General features: G+C 57.5%; 22 protein-coding genes. 9 read left to right on the top strand and 13 right to left on the bottom strand.

The window, feature by feature from the left end; translation table 11 throughout:
* Positions 1 to 132 precede the first annotated feature (132 nt).
* The 6 genes from qseB (at position 133) to L2Y28_RS18795 (ending at position 4,328) form a co-directional block, all read left to right on the top strand.
* Positions 133 to 792, top strand: coding sequence for a quorum sensing response regulator transcription factor QseB (qseB, locus tag L2Y28_RS18770; protein ID WP_022649409.1), 660 nt, complete (start codon positions 133 to 135; stop codon positions 790 to 792).
* The gene (gene qseC, locus L2Y28_RS18775) at positions 789 to 2,138 is read left to right on the top strand and encodes a quorum sensing histidine kinase QseC (protein ID WP_022649410.1); all 1,350 of its coding nucleotides are present in this window, start codon (positions 789 to 791) and stop codon (positions 2,136 to 2,138) included. The genes qseB and qseC overlap by 4 nt, the downstream gene beginning before the upstream one ends.
* Before the next feature lie 104 nt (positions 2,139 to 2,242).
* Positions 2,243 to 2,824: an NAD(P)H-dependent oxidoreductase gene (locus L2Y28_RS18780; protein ID WP_022649411.1), complete on the top strand. Its 582-nt coding sequence runs from the start codon at positions 2,243 to 2,245 to the stop codon at positions 2,822 to 2,824.
* Positions 2,825 to 2,854: 30 nt separating this feature from the next.
* Positions 2,855 to 3,169 (top strand): putative quinol monooxygenase, encoded by a 315-nt coding sequence (locus L2Y28_RS18785; protein ID WP_003862506.1) that lies wholly within the window; start codon positions 2,855 to 2,857, stop codon positions 3,167 to 3,169.
* 151 nt (positions 3,170 to 3,320) lie between these two features.
* On the top strand, positions 3,321 to 3,761 hold the full coding sequence (gene lysM, locus L2Y28_RS18790; protein WP_022649412.1) for a peptidoglycan-binding protein LysM: 441 nt from the start codon (positions 3,321 to 3,323) through the stop codon (positions 3,759 to 3,761).
* A gap of 39 nt (positions 3,762 to 3,800) precedes the next feature.
* Complete coding sequence (locus L2Y28_RS18795) at positions 3,801 to 4,328, top strand: hypothetical protein (RefSeq protein ID WP_022649413.1); 528 nt, start codon at positions 3,801 to 3,803, stop codon at positions 4,326 to 4,328.
* Between the two features lie 12 nt (positions 4,329 to 4,340).
* Here L2Y28_RS18795 and L2Y28_RS18800 read toward each other — a convergent pair whose 3' ends face one another.
* The 3 genes from L2Y28_RS18800 to L2Y28_RS18810 are packed head-to-tail and all read right to left on the bottom strand — an operon-like array spanning position 4,341 to position 8,668.
* Complete coding sequence (locus tag L2Y28_RS18800) at positions 4,341 to 5,528, bottom strand: glycoside hydrolase family 88 protein (protein WP_022649414.1); 1,188 nt, start codon at positions 5,526 to 5,528, stop codon at positions 4,341 to 4,343.
* Positions 5,529 to 5,556: 28 nt separating this feature from the next.
* Positions 5,557 to 6,822, bottom strand: a complete 1,266-nt coding sequence (locus L2Y28_RS18805) for an oligosaccharide MFS transporter (RefSeq protein WP_022649415.1) — start codon at positions 6,820 to 6,822, stop codon at positions 5,557 to 5,559.
* Between the two features lie 31 nt (positions 6,823 to 6,853).
* The gene (locus tag L2Y28_RS18810) at positions 6,854 to 8,668 is read right to left on the bottom strand and encodes a DUF2264 domain-containing protein (RefSeq protein ID WP_022649416.1); all 1,815 of its coding nucleotides are present in this window, start codon (positions 8,666 to 8,668) and stop codon (positions 6,854 to 6,856) included.
* 166 nt (positions 8,669 to 8,834) lie between these two features.
* Here L2Y28_RS18810 and L2Y28_RS18815 point away from each other — a divergent pair, with 166 nt between their 5' ends.
* Positions 8,835 to 9,674, top strand: coding sequence for an AraC family transcriptional regulator (locus L2Y28_RS18815; protein WP_022649417.1), 840 nt, complete (start codon positions 8,835 to 8,837; stop codon positions 9,672 to 9,674).
* Positions 9,675 to 10,141: 467 nt separating this feature from the next.
* Here the strand turns inward: L2Y28_RS18815 and L2Y28_RS18820 are convergent, their stop codons facing one another.
* From L2Y28_RS18820 to L2Y28_RS18840, 5 genes are read right to left on the bottom strand one after another with little or no spacing between them, the layout of a single operon-like run.
* Complete coding sequence (locus tag L2Y28_RS18820) at positions 10,142 to 11,017, bottom strand: MurR/RpiR family transcriptional regulator (protein WP_015571883.1); 876 nt, start codon at positions 11,015 to 11,017, stop codon at positions 10,142 to 10,144.
* Positions 11,014 to 11,964 (bottom strand): iron-siderophore ABC transporter substrate-binding protein, encoded by a 951-nt coding sequence (locus L2Y28_RS18825; protein ID WP_022649418.1) that lies wholly within the window; start codon positions 11,962 to 11,964, stop codon positions 11,014 to 11,016. The genes L2Y28_RS18820 and L2Y28_RS18825 overlap by 4 nt, the downstream gene beginning before the upstream one ends.
* Positions 11,965 to 11,973: 9 nt before the next feature.
* Positions 11,974 to 13,014 (bottom strand): iron ABC transporter permease, encoded by a 1,041-nt coding sequence (locus L2Y28_RS18830; protein ID WP_022649419.1) that lies wholly within the window; start codon positions 13,012 to 13,014, stop codon positions 11,974 to 11,976.
* Positions 13,011 to 13,994 (bottom strand): iron ABC transporter permease, encoded by a 984-nt coding sequence (locus L2Y28_RS18835; protein ID WP_022649420.1) that lies wholly within the window; start codon positions 13,992 to 13,994, stop codon positions 13,011 to 13,013. The genes L2Y28_RS18830 and L2Y28_RS18835 overlap by 4 nt, the downstream gene beginning before the upstream one ends.
* A complete protein-coding gene (locus L2Y28_RS18840; RefSeq protein WP_017384046.1) occupies positions 13,991 to 14,803 on the bottom strand; it encodes an ABC transporter ATP-binding protein in 813 nt (270 codons plus the stop codon). The genes L2Y28_RS18835 and L2Y28_RS18840 overlap by 4 nt, the downstream gene beginning before the upstream one ends.
* A 384-nt stretch (positions 14,804 to 15,187) precedes the next feature.
* Between L2Y28_RS18840 and L2Y28_RS18845 the strand changes: the two genes are divergently transcribed.
* Positions 15,188 to 17,317, top strand: coding sequence for a TonB-dependent siderophore receptor (locus L2Y28_RS18845; protein ID WP_032621911.1), 2,130 nt, complete (start codon positions 15,188 to 15,190; stop codon positions 17,315 to 17,317).
* A gap of 126 nt (positions 17,318 to 17,443) precedes the next feature.
* On the opposite strand, the gene parE is transcribed toward L2Y28_RS18845, so the two are convergent.
* Genes parE through nudF form a run of 5 tightly spaced genes read right to left on the bottom strand, consistent with a single transcriptional unit; the run spans position 17,444 to position 21,852 of the window.
* Positions 17,444 to 19,336 carry a DNA topoisomerase IV subunit B gene (parE, locus tag L2Y28_RS18850; protein WP_022649422.1) on the bottom strand — a complete coding sequence of 631 codons (1,893 nt, stop codon included), beginning with the start codon at positions 19,334 to 19,336 and terminating at the stop codon, positions 17,444 to 17,446.
* 28 nt (positions 19,337 to 19,364) lie between these two features.
* On the bottom strand, positions 19,365 to 19,946 hold the full coding sequence (gene yqiA, locus L2Y28_RS18855) for an esterase YqiA (protein WP_022649423.1): 582 nt from the start codon (positions 19,944 to 19,946) through the stop codon (positions 19,365 to 19,367).
* On the bottom strand, positions 19,946 to 20,773 hold the full coding sequence (cpdA, locus tag L2Y28_RS18860) for a 3',5'-cyclic-AMP phosphodiesterase (RefSeq protein WP_022649424.1): 828 nt from the start codon (positions 20,771 to 20,773) through the stop codon (positions 19,946 to 19,948). Before cpdA ends, yqiA begins: the two co-directional genes overlap by 1 nt.
* A gap of 27 nt (positions 20,774 to 20,800) precedes the next feature.
* Positions 20,801 to 21,223, bottom strand: a complete 423-nt coding sequence (locus L2Y28_RS18865) for a DUF1249 family protein (protein WP_003862516.1) — start codon at positions 21,221 to 21,223, stop codon at positions 20,801 to 20,803.
* Positions 21,220 to 21,852: an ADP-ribose diphosphatase gene (nudF, locus tag L2Y28_RS18870; protein WP_022649425.1), complete on the bottom strand. Its 633-nt coding sequence runs from the start codon at positions 21,850 to 21,852 to the stop codon at positions 21,220 to 21,222. The genes L2Y28_RS18865 and nudF overlap by 4 nt, the downstream gene beginning before the upstream one ends.
* Before the next feature lie 203 nt (positions 21,853 to 22,055).
* Between nudF and tolC the strand changes: the two genes are divergently transcribed.
* Positions 22,056 to 23,534: an outer membrane channel protein TolC gene (gene tolC, locus L2Y28_RS18875; protein ID WP_022649426.1), complete on the top strand. Its 1,479-nt coding sequence runs from the start codon at positions 22,056 to 22,058 to the stop codon at positions 23,532 to 23,534.
* The last annotated feature ends 110 nt before the right edge of the window (positions 23,535 to 23,644 follow it).

Here is a 23,644-nt window from a genome sequence, read left to right on the forward strand (position 1 = left end):
TCTCCCTTTAATGTCGTTTCACAATCCATTAAACAGGGTAAACCTTAACAACTTCTTAAGGGGAAAATTTATTTATTTTTACTGTACAGCAGGCGCTTGCAGAAGGTTTACTGACGGCATCAAGGAGGAAATATGCGCATTTTACTGGTAGAAGACGACAAACTCATCGGCGATGGCATCAAAGCGGGCTTAAGCAAAATGGGCTTTAACGTGGACTGGTTTACCGACGGTAAAACCGGGCAGGCGGCCCTGTACACCGCGCCGTACGATGCCGTGGTGCTGGACCTGACGCTGCCGGAAATCGACGGGCTTGAGATCCTGCGCGCCTGGCGCGAAAGCGGTAAGAGCGAACCGGTGCTGATCCTCACCGCGCGGGATGCGCTGAATCAGCGCGTCGAAGGGTTACGCCTGGGGGCGGATGATTACCTGTGTAAGCCGTTCGCGCTGATTGAAGTGGCAGCCCGCCTCGAAGCGCTGGTGCGCCGCAGCCACGGGCAGGCGCGCAGCGAGCTGCGTCACGGCAAGGTCACGCTCGATCCGGCAAGTCTCGTCGCCACGCTGGAGGGCGAAACGCTGGTGCTCAAACCCAAAGAGTTCGCCCTGCTGGAACTGCTGATGCGCAACGCGGGCCGCGTGCTGCCGCGCAAGGCCATCGAAGAGAAACTCTACAACTGGGATGATGACGTCTCCAGCAACGCCGTCGAAGTCCACGTTCATCATTTACGCCGCAAGCTCGGCAGCGAATTTATCCGCACCGTGCACGGCATCGGTTATACCCTGGGTGACGCATGAAACTGACCCAACGCCTGAGCCTGAAGCTGCGCCTGACGCTCCTCTTTTTGCTGCTGTCCCTGGCGGCCTGGTTTGCCGCAAGCGTGGTGGCCTGGCACCAGACGACCGACAAGCTCGATAAGCTGTTCGATACCCAGCAGATGCTGTTTGCCAAACGGCTGCTGACGATGGACGTGGACGAACTCCGCGCCCCGGAACGCATGCGCGAGGTGCCGAAAAAAGCCAAACACGGCCATCTTGACGACGATGCGCTGGCCTTCGCAATCTTCACCGCAGACGGCAGCATGGTGCTTAACGACGGTGAGAACGGGCGCGACATACCTTATCACTACCGCCGGGACGGATTTGATGACGGTCGGTTGCAGGATGATAACGACGAATGGCGTTTCCTGTGGCTGACCTCCCCGGACGGGAAATACCGCGTGGTGGTTGGCCAGGAGTGGGAGTACCGACAGGATATGGCGCTGGACGTGGTCAGCTCGCAGCTGACGCCGTGGCTGGTGGCGCTGCCCGTAATGCTTCTGTTGCTGATTGTCCTGCTGAGCCGGGAATTGAAACCGCTGAAAAACCTGGCGCAGACCCTGCGTTCACGCTCGCCGGATGCGACCGATACGCTGCCCACCCACGGCGTGCCGACGGAGGTTCGCCCGCTGCTTGATGCGCTTAACCATCTTTTCGCCCGTACGCAGGAGATGATGGCCCGCGAGCGCCGCTTCACCTCGGATGCCGCTCATGAGTTGCGCAGCCCGCTTGCCGCGCTGAAGGTGCAAACCGACGTGGCGCAGCTTTCCCTTGACGATCCCGAGGCGCAGTCTAAAGCGCTGGGGCAATTGCATGCGGGCATCGACCGCGCCTCCCGGCTGGTGGATCAGCTTCTCACCCTGTCGCGCCTGGATTCACTGGATAATCTTGATGACGTCGAACCCGTGATGATGGCCGATTTGCTGCAATCCGCGGTGCTGGATATCTGGCATCCGGCGCAGCAGGCGGGCATTGATATTCGGCTCAACGTCAACGCGCCCGAGGTGATGCGTCACGGACAGCCGCTATTGCTGAGCCTGCTGGCGCGTAACCTGCTGGACAACGCCGTTCGTTACAGCCCGCGCGGCAGCGTGGTGGACGTGACGCTGAACACCCAAAGCTTTACCGTGCGCGACAACGGCCCGGGCATTTCAACCGATGCGCTGGCGCGTCTCGGCGAGCGCTTTTATCGTCCACCGGGCCAGGACGCCACCGGCAGCGGTCTGGGGTTGTCTATCGTGAAGCGCATCGCGGCGTTACACGGGATGCGCGCCTCGCTGGGCAATGCGCCTGAAGGGGGCTTTGAGGTGACCGTCAGCTGGTAGCCATTATTGCGCTGAGCGCAAAAGACTTTGCACATTTTGCTTATTTTTCCGCTCCGTCCTCGCGCGTAGAATACCTGGCATACTCTCAGCATCGAGGACAAATAATGAGCAACATTCTGATTATCAACGGCGCGAAAGAATTTGCGCACTCTAAAGGCCAGCTCAATGACACCCTGACCGAGGTCGCGGATGGTTTCCTGCGCGACGCCGGACATGATGTTAAGGTCGTGCGCGCGGACAGCGATTACGACGTGAAGGCCGAAGTGCAGAACTTCCTGTGGGCCGACGTGGTTATCTGGCAGATGCCGGGCTGGTGGATGGGCGCACCGTGGACCGTGAAAAAATACATGGACGATGTGTTTACCGAAGGTCACGGTTCGCTGTATGCCAGCGACGGCCGCACCCGCTCAGACGCGTCTAAAAAATACGGTTCCGGCGGCCTGTTGCAGGGCAAGAAATACATGCTCTCCCTGACCTGGAATGCCCCGCTTGAAGCGTTCACCGAGCAAGATCAGTTCTTTGAAGGCGTAGGCGTAGACGGCGCGTATCTGCCATTCCACAAGGCGAATCAGTTCCTGGCTATGGAGCCGCTGCCGACCTTTATCGTCAATGACGTAATTAAAATGCCGGACGTCCCACGCTATATCGCAGAATATCGCAAGCATCTCGCGGAAATTTTTGCTTAACTGGTAGCCTGGAATTAGAAGGAGTTAATTATGCTTACCGTTATTGCTGAAATCCGTACGCGTCCTGGCCAACATCACCGCCAGGCGGTGCTGGATGAGTTCGCAAAGATCATCCCGACCGTACTGAAAGAAGAAGGCTGCCACGGCTACGCGCCAATGGTGGACGCCGCCACCAGCGCAAGCTTCCAGGCGACCGCGCCAGACTCGATCATCATGGTTGAGCAGTGGGAAACCGTCGCGCACCTTGAAGCGCATTTGCAGACCGCGCATATGAAAGCGTGGAGCGACGCGGTGAAAGGGGACGTTCTGGAAACCCATATTCGTATTCTGGAGCAAGGGGTTTAAGTTCTGTGAAATTTACCGGGTGGCACTGCGTTTACCCGGCCTACAACTTCCCTCCCAGGCCCGGTAAGCGTTAACGCCACCGGGCTTTTTTTATCACCTTAACACTCAACTGCTATGCTTATTCTGACTTCATGTTAAACAGGAGGATGGAATGGGTCTTTTTAATTTCGTAAAAGAAGCAGGCGAAAAGCTGTGGGACAATCTGACCGATCATAAGGGTCAGAGCGACAAAATCACCGAACACCTCAAGAAACTCAACATTCCCGGTTCCGATAAGGTTCAGGTTGACGTCACCGACGGCAAAGCCAGCGTGACGGGCGACGGGCTGACGCAGGAGCAGAAAGAAAAAATCCAGGTCGCCGTCGGCAACATCGCAGGCGTCAGCGAGGTGGAGAACAACATCACCGCGACAGATGCCAAAGATGAAGCTACTTACTATACGGTGAAATCCGGCGATACCCTGAGCGCGATCTCTAAAACCGTGTACGGCGATGCTAACCAGTACAACAAGATTTTTGAGGCTAACCGCCCTATGCTCTCCAGCCCCGATAAAATCTATCCCGGCCAGACGCTGCGTATTCCTAAAGCATAACGTCTAAAACAGTCGGTTCACGTCGCGCAGAGGAACAGAATGAAAATAGCTTGTCTTGGCTGGGGTTCGTTAATCTGGAAAAGCGGCGCGTTACCGGTAGCCGGTGAGTGGCAGACCGACGGGCCTTCTTTGCCCGTCGAGTTCTGTCGGGTCAGCGATGGCGGTGAACTGGCGACCGCCATCTGTATGAATGCCCCTGCCGTGCCGGTGCTTTGGGCATGGCTGGAGGCCACAACGTTGAGCGTGGCCTGCCGCGCTTTGCGTGAGCGCGAAGCCATTCCCGAGGATCGCTGCGATGGTATTGGCTCGCTGCTAATCACCGGACGCGACACGGGTATCCTGACAACATGGGCCAGGGAGAAAGGTATTGAAGCGATCATCTGGACCGGGCTCCCGCCGAGAAGCGCGTCACAGGAAGGCAGGGTTCCTGCCGTGGACGAAGCCATCGCTTATCTCGACGGCCTCAGCGGAGAGACCCGCAGCCATGCGCAGGACTATATTTGCCGCGTGCCTGCCCAGCTTGATACGCCCTACCGGCGCGTCATTAAAGACGTGCTTGGATGGTAATCCCCCGGCCAGTTACCAGTACAGTTTCCAGCTCCGGGTGAAACGCACCAGCGCCTCAACGTAGAAGTAATCTCCCCAGCTTGCGCACTCATCCACGCCTTTGTTGCTCCCGAGGTGGTAAACCGAGTGTTTAAGCAGCCCGTTGCCCTTTTCTTCTCTCCCCATCAGATAGTGTTTCGTCAGTGACGACATAATGCCTTTAGCCCACTCCATATAGCGCTCGCGATCCGGATCCGTGACCGGCAGGTGTTTCACCAGCTCCAGCAGCCCACATACCGCAATCGCCGCCGAGGAAGAATCACGCAGCGCGTCGGTGCCCACCAGCGCCAGATCCCAGTGGCAGACGTAGTCGTCGGGCAGGCGATTGAGGAAGTAGTTCGCCAGCCGTTTTGACAGGGCGATCATCGTCTCGTCGCCGGTATAGATATAGCTCAGCAGGAAGCCGTAAATTCCCCACGCCTGCCCGCGTGACCAGCAGGAGTCGTCGGCGTAGCCCTGCTGGGTGTTGCCGTAGCGCGGTGCGCCGGTTGTCACATCCATATAGTAGGTGTGGAAGGTGGAGGCATCGTCACGAATGAGGTACGTCGCCGCCTGCATGACGTGCGCTTTTGCGGCGTCGGCAAAGCGCGGATCGCCCGTCTGCTCCGTTGCCCAGTAGAGCAGCGGCAGGTTCATGTTGCAGTCGATGATCATTCGCCCGGCCTGGTCCGGATCGGAGAGATCGCCCCACGCCTGGATGATCTTCGCCTTCTCGTGGAAGCGTTCCAGCAGAGCTTCCGCCGCCAGCAGCGAGAAGCCGCGCGCCTCGCGGTTTCCGGTCAGCCGCCACGCGGCTACGCAGGAGAGCGTGTAGAGGAAGCCTAAATCGTGGGTGTTGGTGTCGTTGCGCCCGGCGATGCGCAGGCCAAACGAGCGCACGTGTTTTTCCGCCATCGCGCGGAATTTTTCCTCGCCGCTCATCTCCCATGCCAGCCATAGCTGCCCGGTCCAGAAGCTGGTGGTCCACTCCACGTTGTCAGTCAGCGGATAAAAACCGTTCTGGCAGGTTTCCGCCGGGAATTTGTTGCCGAACTCCGTTAAATGACGGCTAATCAGGTCCAGAACGTGGCTGCGCGCCGAATTCAGTTCATCGCTGAATGCGCGGGAGTCAACGGGCGCAGCGATAACAGGCAGACGTTCTTCTTTGATACGACTTAACATATTTCGGTTCCTTCTTTGACGGCGTAATTTATCGTGTTGACGTTTCTGCTACGTTCAGCGCACGAGCCCCGCGCCATTTGCTCTGACAGGCGGATAACGTAAAAGCAGAAATAAGGGTAAAGGTCAGCGCCGTTGCGCCCATGATGATATAGGTGTGCTCAAAGCCAATACGGTCATACATATAGCCGGCAGGGGAAGAGACCACCACGTTGCCAACGTAGAGCATCGCCTGATAGCCGAGTAAATACATAGTGGCATTGACGCGCTTGTCGAAATGCTCGGCGATATATTTAAATACCGACACCAGCAGGAGACAAATTTCCAGACCGTACAGCGGCTTAAGCACTGAAATTAACAGGTGAGAATCACACATGCCGGAAATAATCAGACGCGCCCCGACCACCAGCCCGACAATTAATAGCCCGCGTTTGGCGCCAATAAAGTTCACAAACAGCGGGACCACCATATACATGACAAATTCCATGCCCGACTGCACGGTCCCGAGATAACCGAATACCGCGTTGCCCTCATGAATATCATCGAAGAAGGTGACGAAATAGCGCGAGAACTGTTGCTCGGCGATAAACATCATCCACGCCACGCCCGCCACGTACAGGCAGAAGGCCCAGAATTTGCGGTTTCGCAGCAGGGCGTAAACGTCTGACGGGGCGATTTTCTCTTTCGTCAGCACCTCGCCCGCGTGAATGGAGTTAGTGTTCACTTTCAGGCTCAGCAGGACGATCAGCATCACCACCGACGCCACGCTGCCGAGAATAAAGTTATACGCCGGTGAGAGGTTAAACAGCAGGCCGGAGAAGGACGATGCCACCGCCCAGCCGAGCGAACCCCACATGCGAATTTGCCCGAACTCCATGCCGTTTAAGCGGCTAAAGCGGTCGGAATAGGATTCACACGCCGCCACACCCGCGTACCAGGCAAAGCTTAAATAGAGCGCGCCGATAATAATCCCCAGCAGGGTATTAGACATTAACAGCGGCTGGTATACGTAAATAAAGAACGGCGCCATCAGGGCCGACATGATCACCACAAAATAGAGCAGGTATTTGCTCATGCCGATCTTATCGAGAATATAGCCGTAGATCGGTTTAAGAATAACGGAGAATATCCCGTTCACCGCAAAAACGGTTCCAATCACCGAGCCGCTGAGATTGGCTTTCTGGCCAAGCCAGATCGCCAGCAGTCCAATACTGGCAGACCAGGTAAAGAAATAGAGAAAGATAAAGCTACTGATTTTGTAATATTCAGTTCTGTTAGTTGTCGATGTGCTTTTCATATCATCCTCGCCGACGTGTAGGGCCAGATTTTTATAATGTGAACGACAGCTTACGTTCGCTTCCGGGTTCGCTAATGACGACCCGGCTATGGGTTATATTCAGCTGCGGCGTCGCCGCAACGGGCTGTTTTCCGCCAGCCAGAACGGCGCAACAGAGCCAGCTTTCCCCTTGCGGGAGGTCGGCCTTTAACAACGGAATGGAAGCGCACTCCGCAAACATAATGCTGCTGTTCGGCGGCGTGACGATGCTGTCTGGCTGGCGGTGAATGACCGGCGAAAGATCGACAATGACGCTGCTGCCGTTTTCAGCCATCAGATAACAACCGCGATCGCGCACCTGGTGGGCGGTTTTCATCACCGCAAAGCCGCCCTCGACGGTTTGCAGAGTGCGCGCGCTGTTGATACGGTGCAGGCGCAGGTGCCACTCCCCGAACGGGATCTGCCAGGTCGCAATCTGCACGTCGCGCCACGGCGACCAGCGCGAGAAAATGTAATGTTCATCCACCCGAACCTCTTCGCACTCGCGACGACCGCGGAAATAGTCATCTTCGTCCGCCAGCAGCAGCATGGAATCGCAGGCTGCATGCTTCAGGCCAAATCGTCCACGCTCAATGGTGAATCCGAAGCGGCTGGAGTAGGCAAATTTGGTGTATTTCGCTTCGGTGTTGACGTAGTTATTCAGCTCCAGCTGACCAGCTGTGAGCATGACGACGTGCTGCGAAGCTTTCGAATGCATCAGGATCTGCTGCGCATGCGGGATCACATGTTTTTCAGCAAGCGCGGGCAGCGGCTGCTCGTCGGCCTGCCAGAACGGATGCGCCTCCGGCAGCGCCAGGATCAGGTAGGTTTTCAGCGCCCAGTACGGTGAACCGGGGGAGTTGTAATCCTCGCACATCGCCAGGTTCGGATACGCAAACCCCAGGGTAAGAATACCGTCGCGATCGACAATCGACTGCTGCTGCCACCAGCGCAGATGCCGCAGCACAATGCCCTTCACGATACCCGGGGTGAAGACGTCCAGCTGAGAAAAAGCCACCGCGCTCCAGAAGGCAACCATGGCAAAGCGGTAGGTCAGGCTGCGGCCAAACGGCACCGAGGCACCATCGGCGGCGGACCAGTAGATAAAGTCTTCCGCGAACAGACGCGAGCGCTCGCGCAGCACCTTCGCCCTCGCCTCGTCGTCACTCAGGGTGGCGTAAATCAGGCCGTAAAAATGGAAAGCCATGGAGATGTAATAGTCTTTCGGGCGGCCGGGACCGTCGGAGTACCAGCCGTCGCCGAGATAGTAGGCATCCATCAGCGCAAAGCGGTGGTCAATGGCGGCCTGATCGTACGGCAGGCCGGCGCGCTTAAAGCCGAGCTGGACCATAATGGCAAAATAGTTCCAGTTGCTGTCCGGCATCTGCGCGTCGGTGATTTGGTTGAGCCACGCGTGCAGGTTAATCACCTCGCGCCCGGTCAAGTGCGCGGTGAGTTTATCTCCCAGCAGAGCGAGCCCCAGACCGTAGACCGCCATCTCCACCAGACGCTGATCGTACGGGCCGGTTTCACCCCAGTAGCCGGTGCTTTGCGGGTCGGTACCAAGCTTAATGGCAGTAAGGTACTTCTCGTTGAACGGCGTGCTTTCGCCGGATGCCATCAGCGGAAACAGCCCCCACAGCGCGCGGGAAAGTCCCTCCATCTGCGCAATATCCGCTGTGTAATGGGCGCAGGTATCACCCAGCGAGAATCGTGAACGGTTCGCCGGAAATTGCGTATCCAGCGCCTGTAAAAGTGCATTCAACGACGCCACTACCTCCTGGCGTGAAGACAACGGATTTGATTTTTCTTTGTTTGCCGCCCACATCGGTTCGCCCTCGTAATCAACTGCGGCAAAGCATAGTGAATCCGCAAGGGGCAGAAATGTTAGCCGTGTCACAGGCATGAACGATGAATAAACCTCCAGTTGAGAAAATTTAAAAAGGTGGTTTATAAAGACGGTCAGACAGGAAAAAGTTGAGTTTTATTGCACTATGCGCGACACGCCGACATCCGATCTTCTGGAACTGATCGCCCTGAACGATACAGTGGCCTCGTTCAGCCGCCTGTTTGCCAATACCGTGCGCTACCATCACTGGCACCAGTGTCTGGAGATCCTCTATGTGGAAGAGGGCTTTGGCGTGGCGATTGTCGATAATCGTCACTACACCATGCGCCCCGGACGGCTGTTTTTCTTCCCGCCTTTTACGCTGCACAAGGTCATGGTGGACGAACAGGCGGAGGCAATTTACCGCCGCACCATTATTCATCTCGACCAGCACGCGGTGCTGAAGATCCTGCGGGATTTTCCCCAGACCCGGCAGCGTCTGGAGCGGCTGTCACGCCGTGGCGGCGAAGCGTGGGTCGCCGATTTAGCCCACTTCCATCACCATATCGACCATCTGTTTAGCTGCTATAAACCGCCGATGAACGGCGAGAGCATCGCCAGCCTGCTGATAGGCCTGTTCGCGATGCTGCCCGACGATCGCGACGGCGAGCCGGGAAACAGCCAGGGGATCGCCAGCCAGGTGATGTTTTGGCTCGACGAGCATTATCAGGAGAAATTTCGTCTGGATGCGCTGGCCAATGAGCTGGGAAAATCCCGCAGCTACGTATCGCGAAAATTCCATGCAGAAACGGGCGAAAAAATTCACGACTACCTGAATACGCTAAGGTTGCGTAAGGCGTGTGAGTGTTTACTCCACACTGATTCGAGCGTGCGTGACATTGCCGCACAGACGGGTTTTTCCGACGTGACGTGGTTTATCAGCGCGTTTAAAAAAGGGATTGGCGAGACGCCGCTGCAGTACAGGAAGAACCATCGTGCGGTTTGACGCCCTCACCCACGGGGCTGAGGGTTCCCCACAAATTAATGCGAGCACTGAGCAATCCCCTCGCCCCTCCGGGGAGAGGGTTAGGGTGAGGGGAACATACGGCGGTGGTGGTCATTCCGTTCACTTTATGTTCCTTGCTACTCTGTAACGACATGACCGGTGAACGTGCCAGGGTGGCTCAGTCGCCACCACCCTGGCGACCCGGGCTCCCGGCGGTAAATCGCCGCTTCGCGGTGCCCTCGGCTTATTCCTTCCGGCTTATCGGGTACGGGCGGAGGCAACGTCCCTGTAAAGCCGCCCTCTCGGCGCATCCCTGCGCCTCGCCCCGGCCGGAAGGCAAACGCCTCAGCGATTTACAGCCGGACCAGGGCATCGCTGACAGCCCTCAGTCATTTAGAAAGCAACTTTATTGCTTCTGCATAAAAAAATTACTGGGGATCCCTCAGCCCACGGGGAGAGGGGGAAAATCAACCGCTCTTCTTGCCCGGCTTTAATCCGCGGTGTAACTCGTTGATGCGCTTCATCGACTTGATGGTGCGCTGCGGCTCGGTGGAGGCGACGGACAGAATAATCATCTCCAGGCACAGCAGCACCGTGCCATGCAGCGGGATTTTGCCCTTCTCGCCGCCGCGCGGGACGTGGATCACTACGCTTGCCTCTTTGCTAAAGCGCGAGTCAGTGGCGTTGGTCAGCAAAATGGTGGGAATACCCAGGCGCTTCGCTTCGCGCAGCGTGGTCTGTCCCTCCCGGTGCGCGGATTTTTGCGCCATCATTACCAGCACGTCACCGCGCTGTAGGGCAATCAGCTGTTCGGCGAGGCCAATACCGGTGCGGTTGAGCGGGATCGCAGGCAGGCCTATACGGCTAAACAGTCGCGAGGTGTACTCAGCCAGAATGCCGGATGCGCCAATGCCAAAAATAGCGACCTGTCTCGCCTGCGCCAGCAGCGACACCGCCTGCGCCATCGCGTAGCGGTTGCCCGGTTCGGACAACACCGCGCAGGTGTGTTGATGGCCTTCCAGCACAAAATCGATGCTCGCGTCGACGTCGCTGGTAAGCGTGTTTACCGTCGTGGACATCTTCTCGCTGGAGGTGACCACCGGGCCAAACCACTGCTCCAGGGTCTGCTTGAGATCCCGCAGCCCGCCAAACCCAAGCGCCTGAATGGCACGCACCACGGTGGCGTCCGAGGTGTGTAGCACAGCGGCAATCTCCATTGCCGTCTGCTCCATAACCGCTTCACGATTTTCATTGATATAGCTCGCCACCTGCAGCAGGCGCGGCGTCAGCTGGTGCGCCCGCGAGCGGAGGCGGTCGCCGTAGACATCAATTTTTCGGATCATCGAGCGGCCTCCGGCAGCGGACGGCCCGCTATCTGCGACTGCACCTGCGCGGCCATCAGCCCCAGCGAGGCAAATGAATTTGAGATCGCTTCCTCGCGGGAGATGAGCACGTAATGCCCGGTTCGGCAGGCGTTGAGAAACTGACACCAGCCCGGCATCACCGCATCCATCGCCGCCAGCTCGTCCTGCGGTTTTCCGCCGGTGTCCCCGCGCCAGGTGGCAAAGACAAAATCAGCATCCAGCTCCGGCAGGCGCTCGGCGCTGACGTCGATGCGCCCGCCCTCCGGGATGCTCTCAAACAGCGGCGGGAATCTGAACCCTGCGTCGCGCAGCACGCGCCCAAGCGAGTGGTAGCTGTGCATGGCGTTGATTTTGCCCTGATTGGCCTGAATCACCGAGACGGTCAGTTTGCTCGTATCGATGGTCGCCTTTAGCGCCTCGATCTGCTCCTGATAGCGACGCTCCAGAATCTTCAGCCGCGCCTCTGTCCCGGTAAGCTGCGCCAGCTTGCGGTAGATCTCCGGCGCGCCGCCGTCGAGGTGATCGATACTCACCGTCGGGGCAATTTTTTCCAGCTGTTCGACCGGCGTGTTGCGGGTCGGCTCGGTGATGATAAGATCCGGCTTCGCCGCGGCGATGGCTTCAATATCGATATCGGCGGTGCCGATGAATGTGATGTCGGAATTATCAAAATCGATGCCCGTCAGCATGCCGCTGGAGCGCAGAAAATGGCTGCCGTCCGGTCGGGTACGGCCATGGCTGGCAACCGGCGGTACGCCAAGCTCGATCAGCGGAATGGTGATATCCAGGTCGTGCAGGGACACAATCCGCTTCGGGTTAACCGGCACCACCACTTTGCGGTTCAGGTCGTCAGTAAACGTCTGCGTTGGCTCTGCGGCTCCTGCAGCAAAACCCACCAGCACCAGCATTGCAAAAAATACGCGCATTTCTATCCCCTAAAATCGATCCCGACGCTGCCAGAGCAGCAGCAGGAAAAACGGTCCGCCAATCAGTGAAATGACAATTCCCGCCGGCAGCTGCAACGGGAGAAATGCCAGCCGCCCGACGTTATCCGCCAGCAGCACCAGCAGCGCGCCCAGTACGGCACTTCCCGTCAGCAGTGCCGTTTGCCCTCCGCGCAGCAGCAGGCGCGCCATGTGCGGGGCAATCAGCCCGACAAAGCCGATACTCCCCACGCAGGAGACGCAGGCCGCGGTGAGCACCACGGGGGCAAACACGCGCAGCAGCGCGAGGTGTGAAGTCCGCACGCCCAGCCCCGTCGCAGTGTGGTTGCCGAGCAAGGCTACGTCTGCGGCGCGCGCGGTAAAGAGCAGCAGCGCAAACGCCGGCACTGTCCAGGCAGCAGCGATGCTGACCAGCGTCCAGCTTGCCGCATGCAGACTCCCCGCCAGCCACAGCATCGCCGTCTGGACGTCGCGCACGTCGGCGGTCGTCATAAAGACCCCCATCGCGGCGGCAAACGCCCATGACACGCCGATGCCGATCAGGATGAATCGCGGGCGCGAGATATCACGCGCCAGCGCCACTACCAGCAGCGCGGTCAGCAGCCCACCGGCCATGCCGATAAGTGGACGCCAGTACGGCCCCAATCCCGGAAACTGAAAAATCAGCAGCAGCACCGCCGCGCTACAGCCCTCTTTCACGCCGATAAGTCCGGGGTCAGCAAGGCCGTTGCGGGTAATGGACTGCATGGCCGCCCCCGCCATGCCGAGCATCGCGCCGCACAGCACCGCCATCAGCAGGCGCGGCAGGCGGATATCCATCACAATGTAATGCGCATCCGCCATCAGACGTTCAGGATAAAACAGCGCACGTCCGATGGCGGAAGCAGGAATGGGCAGCGAGCCGTGCGTCAGGCCAAAACTTAGCAGCAGTAAAACGGCAAGGGTTAAAACGGTCAGATACAGCAGCGCCCTCGGGCGAACCAGCGCCGAGAAGGAGGAAAATCGTACTGCCCTCAATCCAGCCCGGTTCATTTGAACATCCTTGACGCCATAAGGATAAAGACCGGCGCGCCGACCAGCGCAGTCATCACGCCGGTTGCCAGCTCATACGGCGTAAACAGCGTGCGGGCGGCGATATCCGCCATCAGCAGAACCAGCGCCCCGCAGAGGGCTGAGAGCGGCACCATCACGCGCAGGTCCACCGATACCAGACGGCGAATCAGCTGCGGCACCACGAGTCCGATAAATCCGATCGGTCCGGCAACTGAAACCGCCGCGCCGCACAGCAGGGCGATGGCCAGCAGCGCGAGCAGGCGCGTTTTCAGCAGCGACACGCCAAGCCCCTGCGCCATTCTGTCCCCCAGCGCCAGCATGTTCAGCGACGGCGACAGCCAGAGCGCCAGCGCAAAGCCCACGGCAGCGGCCCCCGCGGCGCTAGCGGTCGTCTCGCCGATGACTCCCGCCACATCCCCCGCAAGCCAGGTCCGCATGGCCAGCAGCGTCTGTTCATCCAGAATCAACACCGTGGCGGTTATCGATGAGGCAAATGCCGACATCGCCACGCCGCACAGAGTGACTTTCATCGGCGTGAGACCGGTACGCCCGGATGAGGAGAACGTTAGCACCAGCAAAAAGAGCGCGGCGGCGCCGGCTGCGGCTATCAGAGGGCGGCCAAACGGCAGCGACAGCCCGAGGGCACTCGTCAGCACCACCGCCAGCGCCGCCCCTGCATTAAGCCCCAGGATATGCGGCTCGCCGAGCGGGTTGCGGATCACTGACTGCAGCAGCACGCCCGCGACGCCGAGCGCCGCGCCCGTCACCAGGGCGGCGCACAGTCGCATCAAGCGCAGCCTGACGATCACGCTATGCTCAAAATTGCGCGGGTCGAAGTGGAAAAATGCGTCTACTACCGTCCGGGGGGCGATAACGCGCGCCCCGATGCTCAGGTGCGCAATCGCGCCTGCCAGAAGCAGCAGCGTAAAGAGAATAAAGGCCACAGACGTGCGCATCATGGTTTGTCGTCAGCCTGACGGAACGGCATAAAGAACGGCTTGCCGGTCAGCGGGTTAACCGACATATGCACGTCGACATCAAACACCGCTTTGATCAGCTCCGGCGTGCAGGCGTCGCCCTCATGCAGTACCCCCTCAACCTTTCCCTGACGTAAAAAGACCAGCGAATCACCGTAGTTCACGGCGAAGTTGAGATCGTGCAGAACCACCACCACGGTGCGCCCGTGCCGGCGCGTCAGCGTGTGCAGCAGTTCGAGGATCTCCACCTGGTAGCGAAGATCGAGGTACGTCGTGGGTTCATCCAGCAGGATATAGGGCGTTTGCTGCGCCAGTACCATGGCGATCCAACAGCGCTGGCGCTGGCCGCCGGACAGGCTTTCAACCAGATGATGGGCAAACTCTGCCGTCCCGGTCAGGCGTAACGCCTCCTCCACGGCCCGCTCGTCTTCCTCGCTCCACTGGCGCATCACGTTCTGCCAGGGGAAACGTCCGCGCGAGACCAGCTCAAATACGGTTAACCCTTCTGGAAGCAGCGGAGACTGCGGGAGGATCCCGAGCTGGCGGGCGACCGCTTTGGTTGGCTGCGAGTGGATGGCTTTGCCGTCCAGCACCGCGCTGCCGCCGAGCGGCTGAAGCAGCCGCGCGAGGGTACTTAACAGCGTCGATTTTCCGCAGCCGTTTGCGCCCACCAGAACAGTCATTTTCTGCTGGGGGATCGCAAGGGAGATATCATCAACGATGATTTTTTTCTGGTAACCCGCGGAGAGGTTCTCAAGAACCAGTCCCGGTTTTTTAATGTAGTGAGCCACGTGAACGCCAACGTAAGAAAAAAAACCAACAAATAAAAATAAAACTCATTCTCTTTTGTGAGTTTGCCGCCGCGCCATGTAGTAGTCAAGCGAAGATATACCCTGTAAACCCCAGGGATAACTGAGCATCGCTTCACAAATTATAATTCTTTTTTATCAATTATTTTCAATGTCTTAAACAAGAAATAAACGCGTATTAGCCAGAGAGAAACCTCTGTAGCGAAATTTTTATTTATTCCATTTACTACTACATTCCCTCATGCTTGAATGATTCTCAATTACAAGTCCGATGCCGTAGAGGCTAACGGACAGACCGTAAGGGCAATGACTCACACATTCTTCCGCGAGCATTTCATCGCAGGATATTTTGGGAAAACAGATGTAATGGCTAAGTTCACACCTTCATTCGCCGGGGTAAAAGGGCGCGCGCTCTTTTCACTCCTGTTCATGGCGCCTCTGGTGCACGCAGCAGCAAAAGACGGTGAGACGCTTACCGTCACTGCCGACCCTTACGCTTCCACCGACGCCACCAGCGGCTATCAGCCCCTGAACACCTCCACCGCCACGCTGACCAACATGCCGATGCTGGACATCCCGCAGGTGGTCAATACCGTCAGCGATAAAGTGCTGGAAGACCAAAACGCGACCACGCTCGACGAGGCGCTGTATAACGTCAGCAACGTGGTGCAGACCAACACCCTGGGCGGCACGCAGGATGCCTTCGTGCGCCGTGGCTTCGGCGCAAACCGCGATGGCTCGATCATGACCAACGGCCTGCGCACCGTGCTGCCGCGCAGCTTCAATGCCGCAACCGAGCGCGTGGAGGTGCTAAAAGGCCCGGCCTCGACCCTTTACGGTATTCTTGACCCCGGCGGCCTGATTAACGTAGTGACCAAACGCCCGGAGAAAACCCTCGGCGGCTCGATTTCTGCCACATCAACCAGCTTTGGCGGCGGTACCGGACAGTTTGACGTCACCGGTCCGATTGAAGGTACGCGTCTGGCCTATCGCCTGACCGGGGAGTATCAGGACGAGGATTACTGGCGTAATTTCGGCACCGAACGCAGCACCTTTATTGCCCCGTCTTTGACCTGGTTCGGCGATGATGCCACCGTGACCGTGCTCTATTCGCATCGCGACTATAAAACGCCGTTCGATCGCGGAACGATCTTCGATCTCAACACCAAAAAGGCCGTCGACGTCGATCGCAAAACCCGCTTTGATGAGCCATTTAACGTGACCGACGGTCAGTCCGACCTCGCTCAGCTTAACGCGGAGTATCGCCTTAACAGCCAGTGGACCGCGAAGTTCGACTACAGCTACAGCCAGGATAAGTACAGCGATAACCAGGCTCGCGTGATGGCCTACGATTCAAAAACCGGCAACCTGACCCGCCGCGTGGATGCGACCCAGGGTTCGACCCAGCGTATGCACACAACGCGGGCAGATTTGCAGGGGAACGTGGACATCGCGGGCTTTTACAATGAGATCCTGACCGGCGTGTCGTATGAGAATTACGATCTGCTGCGTACGGACATGATCCGTTGTAAGAACGTTAAGGATTTCAATATTTACAACCCGAGCTATGGCAGCCTCGGCAAGTGCACCACCGTCTCGGCATCCGACAGCGATCAAACCATCAAGCAGGAGAGCTACTCCGCTTACGCGCAGGACGCGCTGTACCTGACCGATAAATGGATCGCCGTTGCCGGACTGCGCTACCAGTATTACACCCAGTACGCGGGCAAAGGCCGTCCGTTTAACGTCAACACCGACAGCCGCGACGACCAGTGGACGCCGAAGCTGGGCCTGGTATACAAGCTCACGCCGGCAGTCTCCCTGTTTGCTAACTATTCCCAGACGTTTATGCCGCAGTCGTCCATTGCGAGCTACATCGGCGACCTGCCGCCGGAAACGTCGAACGCGTATGAAATAGGCGCTAAATTCGACCTGTTCGACGGCATTACTGCCAACATCGCGCTGTTTGATATCCACAAGCGCAACGTGCTGTACACCGAGAGCATCGGTGATAAAACCGTCGCCAAAACCGCGGGCCGCGTGCGCTCGCAGGGTGTCGAAGTGGATCTCGCCGGATCGCTGACCGAGAACACCAACATTATCGCCAGCTACGGCTATACCGATGCGAAGGTGCTGGAAGACCCGGACTACGCGGGCAAACCGCTGCCGAACGTGCCGCGCCATACCGGCTCCCTGTTCCTGACGTACGATATTCACAATGCGTTTGCCGGGAATACGCTGACAATTGGCGGCGGCGGGCACGGCGTGAGCCGTCGTTCAGCGACTAACGGTGCGGATTATTATCTGCCGGGCTATTTCGTGGCGGATGCATTTGCGGCGTACAAAATGAAGCTGCAATATCCGGTGACGCTACAGGTGAACGTGAAAAACCTGTTTGATAAGACCTACTACACGTCGTCGATTGCGACCAATAACCTGGGCAACCAGATTGGCGACCCGCGTGAAGTGCAGTTTACGGTGAAGATGGAGTTTTGACGTCAGAGCGAGGCGTTCCCCTCACCCTAACCCTCTCCCCAGAGGGGCGAGGGGATCGATCGTAGGCCCGGTAAGCGCAGCGCCACCGGGCAAAAAAAAGCCCTGCATCGCAGGGCTTTTTCAGCATCAGGCCTCAATATCCGCCATATCGCCTTTCTCCTGCAGCCAGTTACGTCGGTCTTCCGAACGTTTCTTGGCAAGGAGCATATCCATCATGGCGTTGGTTTGCTGTTCGTCTTCGTCGCTGATCGTCAGCTGCACCAGACGGCGCGTGTTCGGATCCAACGTCGTTTCGCGAAGCTGCATCGGGTTCATCTCGCCCAGCCCTTTAAAGCGCTGCACGTTCGGTTTGCCCTTCTTGCGCTTCAGCTGTTCCAGCACGCCCGCTTTCTCTTCTTCCGTCAGCGCATAGTAGACTTCTTTGCCAAGGTCGATACGGTACAGCGGCGGCAGCGCCACGTGGACGTGACCGTTTTTCACCAGCGCGCGGAAGTGCTTCACGAACAGCGCGCACAGCAGCGTGGCGATGTGCAGACCATCGGAGTCCGCATCCGCGAGAATGCAGATCTTGCCGTAGCGCAGCTGGCTCAGATCGTCGCTGTCCGGATCGATGCCGATCGCCACCGAGATATCGTGTACTTCCTGCGAGGCCAGCACTTCATCAGAAGAGACCTCCCAGGTATTCAGGATCTTACCCTTGAGCGGCATGATCGCCTGATATTCACGATCGCGCGCCTGCTTGGCCGATCCGCCCGCCGAGTCCCCTTCCACCAGGAAAAGCTCGGTGCGGTTGAGATCCTGGGCGGTACAGTCCGCCAGCTTGCCCGGCAGCGCGGGGCCGCTGGTCAGTTTTTTACGCACCACTTTCTTCGCCGCGCGCAGACGACGCTGGGCGCTGGAGATCGCCATTTCAGCCAGCATTTCTGCGGCCTGAACGTTCTGGTTCAGCCACAGGGTAAACGCATCTTTCACCACGCCGGAAACAAACGCCGCACACTGGCGTGACGACAGGCGCTCTTTAGTCTGACCGGCAAACTGCGGATCCTGCATTTTCACGGAAAGCACGTAGGCGCAGCGGTCCCAGATATCTTCTGCGGAAAGCTTCACGCCGCGCGGCAGAATGTTGCGGTATTCGCAGAACTCGCGCATCGCATCCAGCAGACCCTGACGCAGGCCGTTGACGTGCGTCCCACCGAGCAGCGTTGGGATCAGGTTGACGTAGCTTTCCGTCAGCAGCTCACCGCCTTCAGGTAGCCACAGCAGCGCCCAGTCCACCGCCTCGGTATCACCTTCGAAATTCCCGACGAACGGTTTTTCCGGCAGGGTCGGCAGGCCGTTAACCGCTTCGCACAGGTAGTCGTTCAGACCCTTTTCGTAGCGCCAGCTCTGTTCGGTGTTGTTAACGTGATCTTTAAAGGTGATTTCTACGCCTGGGCACAGCACCGCTTTGGCTTTCAGCAGGTGCGTCAGGCGGGAAACAGAAAAGCGTGGGCTGTCGAAGAAGCTTTCGTCAGGCCAGAAATGGACGCTGGTGCCGGTGTTGCGTTTACCGCACGTCCCGACGACCTGCAAATCCTGCACTTTTTCGCCGTTTTCAAACGCGATGTTATACACCTGGCCGTCGCGACGGACGTTCACTTCCACGCGCTTTGACAGGGCGTTAACCACGGAGATCCCCACGCCGTGCAAGCCGCCAGAGAACTGGTAGTTTTTGTTGGAGAACTTACCGCCCGCATGCAGACGGCAGAGGATCAGCTCAACGGCAGGAACCCCCTCTTCCGGGTGAATATCCACCGGCATGCCGCGGCCATCGTCGATGACTTCCAGCGACTGATCGGCGTGCAGGATAACGTCCACGCGTTTGGCATGACCTGCCAGCGCTTCGTCCACACTGTTATCAATTACTTCCTGGCCCAGGTGGTTTGGGCGCGTCGTATCGGTGTACATCCCCGGGCGGCGGCGAACCGGCTCAAGCCCGGTGAGTACCTCAATGGCATCAGCGTTATAGGTTTGCGTCATGATTTAAGCTAGCAATTCGCATTGATTGTCAGTGGCTGTGCAGTCCAAGAAAATCGACAATCTGGGTGAAATGATCTTCAAAGCCCGTGAAAGCATGGTTTCCGCCCTCTTCTACAGTCTGGCGGCAGGATGCGTAATACGCCACTGCCTGGCGGTAATCCAGCACTTCATCTCCCGTCTGTTGCAGCAGCCAGATAAGATCGGGCGCTTCAAGCGGGTCGACCTGCATAACTTTGAGATCGTAAATATGGCGTGACTCTAGCACATATTGTTGGCCGGTGTAGGGGTTCTCGTTTTCGCCAAGAAAGTCCCTTAACAGCTCAAATGGCCGGACCGCCGGGTTAACGACGACAGCGGGCACCATAAAGCATTGCGACAGCCAGGTGGCGTAGTAGCCGCCGAGGGACGAGCCGACAACGCCAAACGATTCGCCGCCGTGTTCAAGCACAATCGATTCCAGCATTTCTGCCGCGTCCGCCGGATAAGGGGGCAGCTGCGGAATAATCATCTCCACGTGCGGATGATGTTCGCTCAGCCACTGGCGAAACTGCGTCGCCTTTGCGGAACGCGGAGAACTGTTGAACCCGTGCAGATAGAGGAGCGTCGACATCAATAGCCTTCTGAAGCGGTATCCGGGCGGAACTGCGCGCCAGCCAGACGGCACACTTCGGTGGTCAGCGAGCCGTCGGCATGCAGGTCCAGCCAGCGCCAGCCCGGTCCGATGGTGTCCAGCGTGAAGTTAGCGCAATGGGGCTTGAACTGCACGCAGGTGGACGGCGTCGCGAGCAGGCGGCGACCGTTCCAGTCAAGATCCTGTTCCTGGTGAATGTGCCCACACAGCAAATTTTTCACGCGCGGGAATTTCGCCAGCACGCTATCCAGCGCCGCAGAGTTGCGTAAGCTGTGCTGATCAAGCCAGCTACAGCCCGCCGGCAGCGGATGATGATGCAGTAACAGCAGCGTATTACGATTCGGTTCGGCGGCCAGTTTTGTCTCCAGCCAGTCAAGCTGATAGTCGCTCAACTCACCGTGCGGAACGCCAAACACCTGACTGTCGAGGAGCAGAATTTGCCACTGGTCCCCCGTAAAGACACATTTTGCCGGCGAAATCCCCGCCTCCTGAAGCGAACTGTACATGGCGGGCTGAAAATCGTGATTGCCCGGTAGCCAGACGCAAGGCACACTAAAGCTCGCAATTCCTTCGGCGAAATGCTGATAGGCTGCGGAGGATTGATCCTGCGCCAGATCGCCTGTCGCGACGATCAGATCGCATGGCCGCTTTTCAGCATGGATCGCGTCAAGAACCGCCTGATAACTCTCCCAGGTGTTCACGCCCAGAAGCGTCTCATGCTTTTCGGCAAAAAGGTGGGTGTCGGTGATTTGTAATATCCTGACTGGCGCCCCACCAGCAACAGTCAGGTTCAACAGGCTTTCCAAATGGTGTCCTTAGGTAGGTTTATGACGCTAACAAACCGGAATCGCCATTGCTCCATGTGCTAAACAATATCTTAGCCAGTCGGCTAAAAACTGGTTAATTTGATGCTTTTCGTCGCGTTGATGCAACTTTTTATTCGGATAATCATACCGCGCTTTGAAGCGAAAGATCTGCTGGCTTGAACACACTTCAGCGACCATCGCATCATGATAAAGACGTACCGTCATCGACGGCAGGCTCCAGTAGCTGATGCTCGGCGCCGTTTGCTCAATCTCCACCAGCGTAGTGTAGCGCGTTGATTCTGTTATCGTTAACCGATACTGCGCGTTGCTCACCTGATAGCTTACCGTTTCGCCGGGCGCGTCGTTTCGCGGCAGCAGGCGGCGCAGCTGGGCGAAATTGGTTTCGCACAGGCGCATCATTTCTGGGAAGTCAGGTGTATAGCGCTTCATTTTTTCCACTCGTTTCGTAAATTCTGATGATGCAGTTGCAGCCATTGCAAGGCGATGACAGACGCTGCGTTGTCGATTAAACCCTCTTCTACCCATTGGTAAGCCTGCTCCCGACTCACCACATGAACCCGAATATCTTCGTTTTCATCTGCCAGACCGTGGATCCCTTTCGCTGTCGTGGCGTCCACTTCGCCCACCATAATAGATGAGCGTTCCGTTGTTCCCCCCGGACTTGCCAGGTAGCTCAACACCGGTTTCGTCCGACCGATCGCCAGGCCTGCCTCTTCCAGCGCCTCGCGGCGAGCGACGTCTTCGACCGACTCACCCTCCTCGATCATCCCGGCCACCATCTCCAGCAACCACGGCGTTTCGCTGGTATCATACGCCGCAATACGGACCTGCTCGACCAGCACGACTTCATCACGCACTGGGTCAAAGGGTAGCAAGACTGCCGCATGCCCGCGCTCAAAAATTTCGCGTTTGATTTCACCGCTCATTTCACCGTTAAACAGGCGATGCCTGAAACGGTAAAGTTCCATTGAAAAAAAACCGCTATAAAGCGTTTCTCGTGCAATAATTTCTACATCGTTTTTGGCGAAGGTGACAGGCACGTTTTCTGGTTTTTGCATCGGTCGAGTCCTGGTAGCAATGGTGATGAAATTGTGAATTTCAAGGCTGTTTGGCTGCCGTTTGTATGGCTATATGGTAGATTGGAGCAAATTACCGCCAGATGGCACGTTACGCCAACCTTTTGGTGTGGATGATTCTGTTAGAATCGGCAATTATTTTTAATTAGATCAGCGCTAATACTGCTTCACAACAAGGAATGCAAATGAAGAAATTGCTCCCCATCCTTATCGGCCTGAGCCTGACGGGCTTCAGTGCAATGAGCCAGGCAGAGAACCTGTTACAGGTCTACCAGCAGGCACGTCTGGGCAACCCTGATTTACGTAAATCAGCGGCCGATCGTGATGCTGCGTTTGAAAAGATTAACGAAGCACGTAGTCCACTGCTGCCGCAGTTAGGCTTAGGTGCAGATTATACCTACACTAACGGTTTTCGCGATAACAATGGCATCGACTCGAATGCCACCAGCGCCTCTTTACAGCTTACACAGACCCTGTTCGACATGTCCAAATGGCGTGAACTGAGTTTGCAGGAAAAGAGCGCAGGCATTCAGGATGTCACCTATCAGACCGATCAGCAAACGCTGATCCTGAATACCGCGACCGCCTATTTCCAGGTGCTGAGCGCGATTGACGCGCTCTCCTATACCGAAGCGCAGAAACAGGCGATTTACCGCCAGTTAGATCAAACCACCCAGCGTTTTAATGTTGGTCTGGTTGCGATCACTGACGTGCAGAACGCCCGTTCACAGTACGATACCGTACTGGCTAACGAAGTGACCGCACGTAACAACCTCGACAACGCACTGGAAGCACTGCGTCAGGTCACCGGTAACTACTATCCTGAGCTGGCCTCTCTGAACGTGGACAGTTTCAAAACGGACAAACCGCAGGCGGTTAATGCTCTGCTGAAAGAAGCGGAAAACCGTAACCTGACCTTATTGCAGGCGCGCCTGAGCCAGGATCTGGCACGCGAGCAGATCCGCCTTGCACAGGATGGTCACCTGCCAACCCTGAGCCTGAGCGCCTCTACCGGCGTATCGGATACCAGCTACAGCGGGTCTAAAACGACGTCTCAGGCCTATGACGACAGCAACGTTGGCCAGAACAAAGTGGGCCTTAGTTTCTCTCTGCCGCTGTACCAGGGCGGGATGGTTAACTCTCAGGTGAAACAGGCGCAATACAACTTTGTGGGTGCCAGCGAGCAGCTGGAAAGCGCGCACCGCAACGTGGTGCAGACCGTGCGTTCTTCCTTTAACAACGTCAATGCCTCTATCAGTAGCATCAACGCTTACAAACAGGCCGTTGTCTCTGCGCAAAGCTCTCTGGACGCGATGGAAGCAGGCTACTCCGTCGGTACGCGTACCATCGTTGACGTGTTAGACGCAACGACCACACTGTATAACGCGAAACAGCAGCTCTCCAGCGCACGTTACCAGTACCTGATTAACCAGCTGAACATCAAGCAGGCGCTGGGTACGCTGAACGAGCAGGATCTGCAAATGCTGAACAGTACGCTGGGTAAACCGGTATCCACGTCGCCTGACAGCGTGGCGCCGGAAAATCCAGAGCAGGATGCCGCGGTTGATAACTTCAACGCTAACGGCAGCGCCCCGGTTGCACAGCCAGCGGCAGCACGCAGCACCTCACCTGCCAGCAGCGGCACGAATCCGTTCCGCAACTAAGTGTGTCATCAGGCCCAATGCGGCCTGATGCCCTCACCCCAGCCCTCTCCCACAGGGAGAGGGAGCACATTAATCCCCCCCCGAACGTAAGCCAACGTAAAGATCCCCCG

It is taken from the genome of Enterobacter sp. JH25, assembly GCF_021725435.1.
Classification (GTDB): Bacteria; Pseudomonadota; Gammaproteobacteria; order Enterobacterales; family Enterobacteriaceae; genus Enterobacter; species Enterobacter intestinihominis.